Annotated in this window: 8 protein-coding genes; 1 reads left to right on the top strand and 7 read right to left on the bottom strand. The window is 52.7% G+C overall.

Translation table 11 applies throughout. The annotated features are described in order from the left end of the window. The coding region (locus ACEQ15_RS10835; protein WP_370279206.1) for an HDOD domain-containing protein at window positions 1-958 on the top strand (958 nt) is incomplete at its 5' end. A gap of 36 nt (window positions 959-994) precedes the next feature. Here ACEQ15_RS10835 and ACEQ15_RS10840 read toward each other — a convergent pair. The 7 genes from ACEQ15_RS10840 to ACEQ15_RS10870 form a co-directional block, all read right to left on the bottom strand. After that, a complete protein-coding gene (locus tag ACEQ15_RS10840; protein WP_370279207.1) occupies window positions 995-1,741 on the bottom strand; it encodes an MBL fold metallo-hydrolase in 747 nt (248 codons plus the stop codon). Then, window positions 1,741-2,355 (bottom strand): hypothetical protein, encoded by a 615-nt coding sequence (locus ACEQ15_RS10845; RefSeq protein WP_370279208.1) that lies wholly within the window; start codon window positions 2,353-2,355, stop codon window positions 1,741-1,743. The genes ACEQ15_RS10840 and ACEQ15_RS10845 overlap by 1 nt, the downstream gene beginning before the upstream one ends. Window positions 2,356-2,545: 190 nt before the next feature. After that, complete coding sequence (locus ACEQ15_RS10850) at window positions 2,546-3,826, bottom strand: HD domain-containing phosphohydrolase (protein WP_370279209.1); 1,281 nt, start codon at window positions 3,824-3,826, stop codon at window positions 2,546-2,548. Window positions 3,827-3,853: 27 nt separating this feature from the next. Further along, window positions 3,854-5,479, bottom strand: coding sequence for a sensor histidine kinase (locus ACEQ15_RS10855; RefSeq protein ID WP_370279210.1), 1,626 nt, complete (start codon window positions 5,477-5,479; stop codon window positions 3,854-3,856). A 36-nt stretch (window positions 5,480-5,515) separates the two neighbouring features. Beyond that, window positions 5,516-6,349, bottom strand: a complete 834-nt coding sequence (locus tag ACEQ15_RS10860) for a phosphate/phosphite/phosphonate ABC transporter substrate-binding protein (protein WP_370279211.1) — start codon at window positions 6,347-6,349, stop codon at window positions 5,516-5,518. A gap of 38 nt (window positions 6,350-6,387) precedes the next feature. Further along, window positions 6,388-6,954, bottom strand: a complete 567-nt coding sequence (locus ACEQ15_RS10865; RefSeq protein WP_370279212.1) for a response regulator — start codon at window positions 6,952-6,954, stop codon at window positions 6,388-6,390. A gap of 158 nt (window positions 6,955-7,112) precedes the next feature. Then, window positions 7,113-11,062, bottom strand: a 3,950-nt coding sequence (locus ACEQ15_RS10870; RefSeq protein WP_370279213.1) for a diguanylate cyclase, incomplete at its 5' end; no start/stop codon positions are given.

Raw genomic sequence — 11,062 nt, forward strand, 5'->3', positions numbered from 1 at the left:
GATCAGCGACAAACGCATGCCCAGCATGGACGGGGTTGAACTGCTAACCGAGGTGCGCCAACGGGTACCGCTTGCAGTTCGGGTAATGATCAGCGGTGAAACCATTACTTCCGAATCATTGCCGGCTTTTGGTGTCGCCCATCTCATGCTTCCCAAACCGTTCAACATGGACGATCTGGTAAGTGCAGTGCAGGCAGCACGCTGCCTGCATGAACTGCCGGTCCCGTTTGAGTTGCGCGAGGAGATCGGCTGTATCTCGAGCCTGCCGGTATTGCCTGCCGTTTACACCGAGCTGGTGCAGTATCTGGACAGTACAGGGGAGCCGGAAAGCCGACGCATTGCACAGATAATCAGCCACGACATGGCGATCCTGAGCAAAATCCTGCAGATGTCGAACTCGGCATACTTCGGCTTTGCATCACCCGCTTCCAGCGCTACAGACGCAGTTGTTCGCCTCGGCCACACCATGATCAAAAATCTCGTACTGGTCGCCGGCATTTTCAAACAAGAAAAGGATGGCAATGAGAGCCTGCATAGCGTCCTCTGCATTCAAGCGGAGGAGGTATGCGGCATTATGGTGGCGTTGGCGAAGATTATGCGCCTGCCGCCGCCAGAGGCGGATATCCACTTTATCATCGGCATGCTGCACAACGTCGGCGGACTGATCTCTGGAGAGCTGGAAGAGTATTCCCGTAATGCGTTGATCAGCGGTTACCTGTTGAAGCTGTGGGGCTTTGATTCAGAAACCGTGCGGGCAGTCCTGCATTATGCCAACCCGAAACGCAGCCCACAGATTACACCGCTGATGCTGCGCCTTCATGCTGCTACCATCCTGCATCGCTGCCACCGTTCAGGAAAAGATCCTTTAGCCGACGATTCCGGTTTGGATAAAGAGCTACTGGCAGAGGCGGGAATACTGCCAGCAATAGAGGCGTTTCTGGAACCAGAATCCGCCTAGCCCTTTCAGGAAAGAACGATTCGAACAGGGGGCAGATTAGCCGTGAAGCATCTGCCCCGTCAGGCCCACCTCAAGAGCGTCAAACCAATCCAGGAAACGCTCCACATTTTCACCCTTGAAAATACGTCCATGCTGCGGACAGATCATTTTCACATTCAACTTACGCACGCGCTCGACCCAATCCCGCTTGGCTTCGTTTGAAGGCATCCAACGCTGATGGAACAGCTTCATACGCGGAATGTGGGACTCAAAATCATCCACAAACATCGGCGCATCATCCACGTCCATCGCCGCACCGATATCACCCGACATCAGAATACCGGTTTGCGAATCAAACACATTGAAGTTGCCAGATGAATGCAGGTAGTGCGCAGGTACAAATTCGAGCGTTACGTCATCAATGGTGAGACGACCACCCTCGTCCGGAATCGCGTTATAGTTGATGTTCTGCATGCCGAAGTGGCGAATAAAGCTCTCCCAGATCCAGGGCGAGTGCAGCGTTGCTCCCTCCAGTGCCTGATCCCAAAGCCCCAGTGAGGAGATGATGTCCGGATCCTGATGGGACGCAAACAGATGGGTAATCTTATCAACGGGTACCTGCTTGATCACCGTCGTCAGCATCGATGAAAACAGCTCAATACCACCCGGATCCATCAGCAGCGCATTGTCTTTGGTCACGACCATATACTGGTTGGTATCGATGATTTTCTCAGGCTTTGCCGGGTCCCGACCAAACATCAGCCATGTGTGAGAGTTACCTTCAAAAAGTGTATGGGTTTTCATCAAGATACCTGCGTTAACTGCGTGACAAGTTTCTGGGACGCGTCGATGTGTTTTTTGATTGAGTCAGTGACGTTTTGAACGTTATCCGCCACATTGTTCAGCGATTGCTGATAGAGATCATCAGCCTGCAGTGCTTCCACGCGCGACATGGTAGCCAACACCCCTGCTGCACGCAGCTCGCTAGCCAACGTATTCAGCTCGCCCTGCAGCAATTTTATTTGCGCGTTATATGCCTCTTTTAGCTGGAGCTGGCGCCCCTCAGTACGGGCATAGACCGGATCAAGACTCTCCAGATAAGGCGAGTCACTGGCACGCTTTCGCACGTCAGCGAAATACTGAATAGCACGATCGGCCCTCTCCTTTTCCGCCGCCGTGCGACTGAGTTCAGAGGCGATCTTATTAATGCGGGAGGAGGAACTCACCGTCAGGTCGGCAAGACGGTGAATATAGTCGGTCAGTGGCCGAAAGCCAGAGGCGCCCTCCCCAGCACGGAATGCCAGCGCGCGGGCGTTACTGGCGGTAATTGAGAGATGACGTGCGATTCGGGTCGCTTTATCGAGTCTGGCGGCAATGACTGCAGCAACTACAAAATAACTGTGTGTATTGTCGACCATAAATTCTGTCTAGTCCGGAAAAGACCGAAACTATAAAGTATTTATTACCGACAAATTACACAATAGACACACTAGTGATACGTCTTTTGATCTATCTCAAGCACAAAAATGAACAAGAATTTGACCTACAAAAAACAGGCGCTCATCAACTACAGATTCAATTGAATTTAAATACTCACCCCACCTGCACCTATTTCTTCTGCACGTAGATGCTAAAGGTCTCGCCAAGATTAAACTCGATTTCGCGAACGCGCTCGATAGTCGCATCATCCATCTGCTGACCTGCACTCAGGAGCAAAATCCCCTGCCCGCTGATCAGATCACGGCTCAGCTTCATTCCCGCGCGCAAATCCAGACTGCCGACCGCATTATCCTTGGTTAACCCATCAGACTTTGAAAGAGAATTCACGACACTTTCAAGCGCAACCACCACGTCATCATCATATTTCTCGGTGGCGTAGTTTTTCAGGAAGTCGATCGCTTCGGTGGTACTATACGCACGCTCCTGATAAGTCCCCGTGGTCAGTTCGATATAGTCATTCACCACACACAGGATGCGCGCCAGGCGATGGATACTTTCCCCTTTGAGCCCCCGCGGATAACCGGTGCCATCCAGATACTCTTTATGCTGAACGATGATCTTGCCGGCCCCGTGCAGCGGTTTCACCAACAGTGTTGCGGCCTGCGCAAGTAAGGGATGGTTGTGGAACTGGCGTTGCTGCTCGGCAGACAACTCGACGTAGGAGTGATTGAGGAGGTCATCACTCAGACTCAGCTTGCCGATATTGCGTAGCTGCCAGGCATAGTAAAGCTGCTTGAGTTGATTGCCTTCAACCTGACAGGCTTTGGCAACCCCCAGCAGAATCAGGTTCATCATCTGGTTTTGTTCTGACGCCTGCACTCCCATACGCCGGGCTGTCAGCGTTGAAAACATGCGAACGATGGAGCGGTAACTGGATTTCAGGCCATCATTGGCAGCACGCAGCTGAACCGTCCGCTCCTGAACCTTTTGCTCCAGCGATGCATTGAGCTGCTCAAGCTCCTGGTTCTTGCGCTCAGTGAGCGCCTGGAGCTCCGCATTTTCACGCCGCAGGCTTGCCAACTCGAAGCTTTTACGTACGACTTCCAGCAGCTCGTCATCATTCCAGGGTTTTGAAAGAAAACGGCTAACCTTGCCACGGTTGATGGCGTCGATGGTGGCTTGCATGTCGGCATAACCGGTCATGACAACGCGCTCCGTATCCGGCCAACGATCTGCAACGGTTTCCAGCAAGACCTCACCGCCCATCTCCGGCATACGCATATCGCTGATCACCAGGTCAGCCTGCGTGCCGCTCATCGCTTCAATCGCTGCCACGGGGGATGAGAAAGCCACCACGTCACATTTTAATGGTCTCAGCAGGCGAGTCAGAGACTTTAGGATGGATTCCTCGTCATCCACCAGCATTACCGTAAAGCCAGAATAGTCCATATCAGCTCCGTACAGCCATGCGGCTGGTTATCCGGCAGGTGCATGGATCAGATGCGGCAGCACCAATGTAAATGATGTACCTGCGCCCACCTTACTCTGCACCAGTATTTCACCCTGATGCTCCTTAATAATTCCATAGGATATCGATAGCCCTAAACCCGTACCTTCGCCCACTGGCTTAGTGGTATAGAACGGGTCAAACAACTTCTTGATCGCATCCTTCTCAATACCCTTACCAGTATCTGTGACACGAATCTCGATATTTTCCCCATCGAAGCGAGAAGTGACTTTGATCGCACCACTGCCCTCGATTGCCTGTCCGGCATTGACCAGGAGGTTCAGCAACACCTGGTTGATCTGCCCAGGTGAACAGTAGCTCTCCGGGAGATCTCCAAGATCCGTTACCACCTTACAGTGGTATTTAAGCTGGTTGTCCGCCATTTTGAGCGTGGTGCGGATACATTCGTTCAGATCATGGGGCTTGAATTCAGTCTCTTGCTCGGCATGGGAGAAACTCTTCAGATTGCGCACGATGTCACCGACACGTTGAGCCCCATCAATGGCGTCTTTAAGCAGATCTTCAATATCTTCACGGACAAAATCGATATCGTGCTCTATTGCAAAACGGACCAGCTCCGCGTGTTTGGCTTCGCGGGAAACCGGGTCCTGAATGTCGAGCAACTCTTCATGCATGACCAGCAGTGCCTGGTAGATCTTCACATACTCATCAAGCGTGCGCACATTACTCAACACAAAGCCAATCGGGTTGTTAATCTCATGGGCCACACCTGCGGCCAACACCCCTACAGACGCCATCTTTTCAGAGTGCATCAGTTTGGCCTGCGTTTCTTTGATCTCCCGGTTGGCCTGTTCAAGATCCAGGTTCTTACGTGCAAGATCCTGAGTGCGCCGCTCCACACGCTGTTCCAACGATTTGTTTAACTGGTTTAACTGATCTTCGTACTCGTCCCTGCGCCGTCCAGCCTCGCGCAGGTTCTGAACCATGGTGTTGAACGCCAGCGCCACTTCAGCAATCTCGTCTTTGCCGCGTACGGGAATCTCAACATCTAATTTGCCATCAGAGATATCCCGAGCAGCTCCCTGCAACACACCAAGCTGCTTGGTCAGATATGCGCCAAGCAGGAAAGAAAACAGCGCCACAAGACCCATCTCGATAGCCGCTAACGCCGCACTCCAGCGCTGAGCTTCCTCAATTTTAGCGTTCAGACTACTGATATCGAGACCAAGCTGGACCTGCCCATATACCTCACCGCCTTCGACGATAAGCGCAAAGGTATCAAAGATGCCGTCCGTTACAGAACTGACATCGGTATCGGGAGCAAAGGGCTGGGAGAGTAATGTCTCATCACCCGCTTCGGCAAACAGGTCCTGATCAGGGCCCAACACCCGGGCATAGACAAGGTCGGGGTTACGCATGACCTCATTAACAAAAGCATCCAGCGAGGCAAGGTCGTAGGAAAGCACCGCATCCTTGGTTGTTGTGGCAAACAACGTGGCAGTAGTGGAGGCACGCTTTACCATACCTTCGTAGTTGGTACTGCGCAGGTAATCCAGTGTCATAGACACCAGAAGCACAAGCAGGATGGCTTCGATAAAAGCCACCCCAAGTATCGTCTTCAGGCGAAGTGACACATTGTTTCTCCCATCATGCGAATCCCTCGCGGTGGTTTACTGCGCAATCAGATGATCCAGCAAACGGATATTGAGACCACGCACATCATCCCAATCGGCATTCTGCGCAAGTTCGATACCCTTAAAGTTAATCGTCTTCAGCAGGCGCTGCCCTTCCGGATCGGTGTTCATCTCCAGCAGCGCTTGCTTCAATTTCTCTACCGTTTCCGGTTTCACACGTGGGTGCACTGCAATCGCATGAGGCGTGTAGGTTGGCGTGGTCCAAAGCACACGCAGGTTCTCTCTGACATCTGGCGAGGTGTTATTAAAGGTGCGCATCACTCCACCGCCGGCAACAAAGAAGCCTTTTGAGACACTCAGATAAACCGAGTCATGGGAGCTGACGTATTTCGGCTCAATCTGCATACCGTCCTGCTCCATCTTGGCGCGCGGCAACACACTGGCAGCAAAGGCGGCAGGAGATGGAAAGGCAAGCTTTTGCTTGTCCAGCTCTTCCAATGATTTTATCTCGCTGTCCTTCTTAACAACGACAATCCCTTTGATCCGCTTATTTTTCTGACGGGCGATTGCGTCATAACCGGGCTTCTGACTGAAGACGGTGTAGTGATACGGATTCATGTAGGCGATATCGTACTCACCACTTCGAACACGCTTTTCAAACGTTGGAATTTTGTTCGCCGTTGCAAAGCGAATGGTTGTCCCGGTTTTTTCGCTGAGATGCTTAAAAATTGGCGTCCAGAGCTTAGCCAGTTTCTTCGCAGATTGCTGCGGCACGATGCCAAAGGAGAGAGTTTCAGCAAACGCAGGCATAGAAGCCAGTGCCAGTGCGCCACTTAAAGCAACTGGGTAGATCTTACGTGAGAAGTTCATGAGTTCATCCCGTCGTCAGGTGGTGTATGGTTGCCGCTTCAGGCAGGAAGCGCCAAAAGCTCTGCTACTGCACTGCGCAACGCTTCGTTCTCAAAAGGCTTGGAAAGCGCTGCATTCGCTCCCATTTCAATGGCGCGATTCAGTTCATCTTCGTTCAGGGCAGAGATCACAAGAATGCGTGTGTGTGAGATTTCCGCGGTATTCCGTACAAACTTGATAACGTCAAAACCATTCATCCCCGGCATGCTGAGGTCGAGCGTCATCAGATCCGGCTTCTGGATCATCAACTGACTGCCCGCTTCGAAACCGCCGTTGGCGATCTCGACACTCACGTCCAGCGGCTTCAATGCCCTGCGGATGGCATTGGCAACTGGAAGCTCATCATCCACCACCAGCACCTTCGGTAGGCCCTGCTCAGCAAGCTCCTCGGGCACCGGCATACCGTTCTTTTTGAGGAAGGCGATGAAATCATCCAACTTAACCCGGTTATTTCCACGACCTGGCAGCTTGAAGCCCTTGAGAGCCCCCTTGTCCAACCAGCGGATAACCGTACGCTGATTTACATCACAGTATTTAGCGATATCTCCGGTTGTCAGTGTTTTCATCGTAATTTCCCAGCATTGCCTGAACTAATTAAAAATCATCTTAGACCAATTAAACGACATATGCGACATTTAAGACAATATTTTAATAAATGATGTAAGCTCCATTTACAAAGCCAACCACCAAAGCTCCATAGCACCGTCTGACAAGCACGGTCGAGCTAGTCCGTTTCTATACGGTTGCGACCTGCCTGTTTAGCAACATACATCCGGGTATCCGCCCGCTCCAGCGCCTCTGCCATCGTCTCACTCTGTAACCAACGGGTCATACCTGCACTCATGGTGACCTGTATCTGCGCATCCTCATACGACACTACCAGGATCTCGGTCATCAGACGGATACGTTCCAGTACCGCAACAGCCTGCGCGGCTGTCATATGCGGCAGAATCAAACCAAACTCTTCACCGCCCAAGCGCCCAAAGAGATCCTTTTCACGCAACTCATGCGCCACGGCATCGGTAAACGCTTTCAATACCTGGTCTCCTGCCGCATGGCCGTGGGTATCGTTCAGGCACTTGAAGCGATCCAGATCGATCATCACCAGAAACAGCCCGTCATCAGCGAGGCTCTTATGCAGCTGCTCGCCCAACGCAAACAAGCCGCGGCGGTTATACACTCCCGTCAGCGGATCCGTGTTCGCTTGCTTATGCAGCTGGTTTTCGAGCGCTTTTCGTTCGGAAATGTCACTAATCGCAGCGAAGATATGGCTCTCGCGATTCACATCGATATAGGTTGCGGAAAACAGTCCCCAGCCTTTCACGCCGTTGCGGTCCTGCAATTCACACTCGAAGCCGTTTACCTGACCAGATAGATCCAGCTCCTGCATAAAGTAACGACGGTCATGATCAGAGACATACAGATCTCCCACGTTCACCCGCCCCAGCAACTCATCACCCAGGCCAAACTGCGCCCTGAAAAGACTATTGCAATCGATCATGGTGCCGTCGCGGCGGGCAATCATGTAGGGGATAGGCAGAGCTTGTAGAATCGACTCCAGATGCGTGGACTTCTGCCGCAGCTCAGACGTGCGCTGCTCCACCATCTGCTCCAGCATTTCATTCTGAACCTGCAGCTGGGTATAGAGCTGGCTGTTGTGATAACTGCTGGCAAATTGATTGCTTAACAGCTCCAACAGACGCAGGCGCTGAGCCGTAAACAAATTACGCGTATCACGATGCTCCAGATGCAAGACACCCAATAAGCGATTGTAGTGGTACAGAGGCAGCCCCAACACGGAGCGACAACCGGTTGCCAATACATAGGGCTCAGTTATGAAATCCCCTTCCGCACGTGCATCTTCCAGCAACAGCATCTCGCCACTATTACGACAGTAGTTCAGCATCGCCTCAGGGACCGGATGTGCACTCTTGCTGCTCGGTGACATCTCACCATCACTGAACCGCTCGTTGCTCAGGCGCCACGCCCCATCGCGTCGATTAAACAAAGCAGCGTATTGCGCCCCGGTAATTTGCATAGACCACGCCAGCATCCGCTCGCCCAATTCGGGCAGCTCCTGAATACTGGCGATCTCTTCAATAGCAACATTCAGTTGACGCCAATCCTGGTGCCGGCCGGCACTAATGACGATGCCCGGCGTCACCTGACGGATAAAACGCTGTACTTCTGCCGCCTTGGCTCCGGCACCCCATGCCTGGTACAACTTGACAGCCTCTTCCAGGTAGGCGAGCCCTAACGTGGTCTGCTGCCGATCCAAACGGTATTTGCCCATACGTTCATTGGCTATCGCCTGCCAGAGTGGGAATCCCCCATTTCTCGCGGCTAGGATCGCCTGCTCAAACGCGCAATATGCAGCCGCCTCATCCTGCTCCAACACGGCAAGCTCGGCCGTCACCAAGTGATAACCGGGGGCAAAGTTGTCCGAATTCAGGGCATACCAGCGCTGTAACACTGGCCAATTCTGATCAAACCATTGCTGCCAGGTGGGATTTTCAAGTCCACCTCTTTGCTGTTGCAACGCCAGTATCGCCAGCAAGTTGAGCTGGTTGTAGACGGCTTCGTGGAAAATTCCCTCGTCCAGATCTGCGGGGGTTAGATCAGGGGACAACGATACGCTGAGCGCCTCATGATAGTTACCAAACAGATAGCCCTGCAACAGGCGCCCTAACAAGCGGTCGTAGCGACCACACATGTAGTTGTTTGCCGCATAATGGGCCTGCGCTTGCATCTCGTAACCCGGGGTGTGATCCAGTGTATGCTGGTTATCCAACTCACCGCTCAAAATACGCAGCAGGTTACACTGCAGGGTGCTGAGATACACTTGGGCGGGCTGTTTGATCTTTTCACAGGTTTTGGCCACCTGCTGCATCCGGTCCAGCAGAAGACCCAGCTTCGGTGTGACCAGCAGATCCGCATAGAACCCAAAAATATAGGCATGTACGCCCCAGTAATAATCTCCCTGCTCCAGACACTGGTTGTACGCTTTATTCCTGACTTCACTGCTGCGCTTTAGCGGCTGCTCCCACGGCAGGATAAAGTTACTGCGCATCATCTGTAACCGACCTTCTACCACCCCGGACGCAGGATACAGCTGCGCAACCTTATCGGAGTAGTGGGCCGCTTCAAATGCGGTTGTATAGTCCTTCAAGACCTTGGTACACATCAGGCCATACATCATAAAGACATAGCTGGAGTGGGGAGTATTACCTTTTGTAATGGTGAGTTTTAGCAGCGCAAGTATGGTGAGTGGAAACAACAACGATCCCGAGTTATAACAGCAGGGCTGCATCGCCATCAGAATTTCGATCTGATTCAACACCTTTCGGTCAGACACAGCGGGCAGGTCCGGCAAACTGGCAAATGGATTGGATTCAAGCAGAGCCTGAACCTCCTGTATCGCCGCCCCAACATCCTCCATACCCGGCTGTTCCGGTAGCACGCACCCCAAACTGTTGAGCGCAACAAGCGCCTCGGCAATTGCCTTATCCAAGTGACCGTAGCGGGTGTACTGAGTAATTAACACCGTTTGTAACTGCACCTGGTATGCCGTACCTATCGCAGCACTTAACACGTCAGGCCGTAATGACTCTGCACGGCCATAGTCGCCCGTAAGGTACAGGCACTCCAGTCGTTCTATTGAAGCTTCAACAGTGTCGGCATCTGGCGGTGCCAGCAGGAACAACTGATCCAGGTACTCCACAGCGGTCGCATAAGCTGTTGCAGCCTTTGCTTTTCTTGCAGCCAGCAGATTCAACCTCATCAGGCTTTCCTGCTGTGGCGGGGTTAGCAATGAATGAGCGCGGTTCAGATGGGCAACCAGCTCAAAGCACTGATGGTCTTGCAGCCGGGACAGGTCATCGTCAACCGTCTCCAGCAGCAAACAGCCCACACGGTGATGCAGTTTTTCCCTTTCCTGCGGCTCCAGCAGCGAATACGCCGCTTGCTGCACCCGGTCATGCAGGAAGCGCAGCATCTCCGGTGACCTGTTCTGCCCTGGCTGACCATCCCAAATCGGCAATAATAAGCCAACCCGTAACGCGGGTTCGAGCAACTCACTGAATTCTGAGCCGTGCAAAGCACTCACCAGAGCAACCGGGAACCTCGCGCCAATACAGGATGCTTGCTTCAGCGCAGTTTGTGTGGACTTCGGTAAACGCTCAATCCTTGAAACCATTAACGCAACAACGTTATCGGTACCGGACTGCTGTGATATCTGCTCCACCGACCAGCGCCAATTGTTTGCTTCATAGTCGTATTGAAGTAACAATTTGAGATACAGCTCATGCATGAACTGACGCAGAAAAAACGGATTGCCGCCCGTTTTTTCATGAACGACCCGAGCCAGCGGTTCAACCTGTCCCGCATCCTGCTCCAATGTGTCGCCAATCAGGTTACACAACGCATCTGAACATAACGGTGCCAATGTGAGCTGACTAACCGCTTTCTCCTCTCGTTTGAGATCCGCGAGCATCAATGCAAACGGGTGTCGCTCATCGACCTCATTGTCGCGGTACGCCCCCAGCAACAAGCAATACCGCACTGAGCTGTCGGCCAGCACCTGGCGCAACAGATGGATACTGGCCAGATCCGCCCACTGCAGGCCATCAATAAACACAACCAGGGGTTTATGGGCCGAACTGATCGCGTGCAGGA

The organism is Pontibacterium sp., from assembly GCF_964228735.1.
Classification (GTDB): Bacteria; Pseudomonadota; Gammaproteobacteria; order Pseudomonadales; family Balneatricaceae; genus Pontibacterium.

Coding starts and splice junctions, on each gene's coding strand:
- ACEQ15_RS10840 (WP_370279207.1), bottom strand. CDS start 1,741: ATGAAAACCCATACACTTTTTGAAGGTAACTCTCACACATGGCTGATG.
- ACEQ15_RS10845 (WP_370279208.1), bottom strand. CDS start 2,355: ATGGTCGACAATACACACAGTTATTTTGTAGTTGCTGCAGTCATTGCC.
- ACEQ15_RS10850 (WP_370279209.1), bottom strand. CDS start 3,826: ATGGACTATTCTGGCTTTACGGTAATGCTGGTGGATGACGAGGAATCC.
- ACEQ15_RS10860 (WP_370279211.1), bottom strand. CDS start 6,349: ATGAACTTCTCACGTAAGATCTACCCAGTTGCTTTAAGTGGCGCACTG.
- ACEQ15_RS10865 (WP_370279212.1), bottom strand. CDS start 6,954: ATGAAAACACTGACAACCGGAGATATCGCTAAATACTGTGATGTAAAT.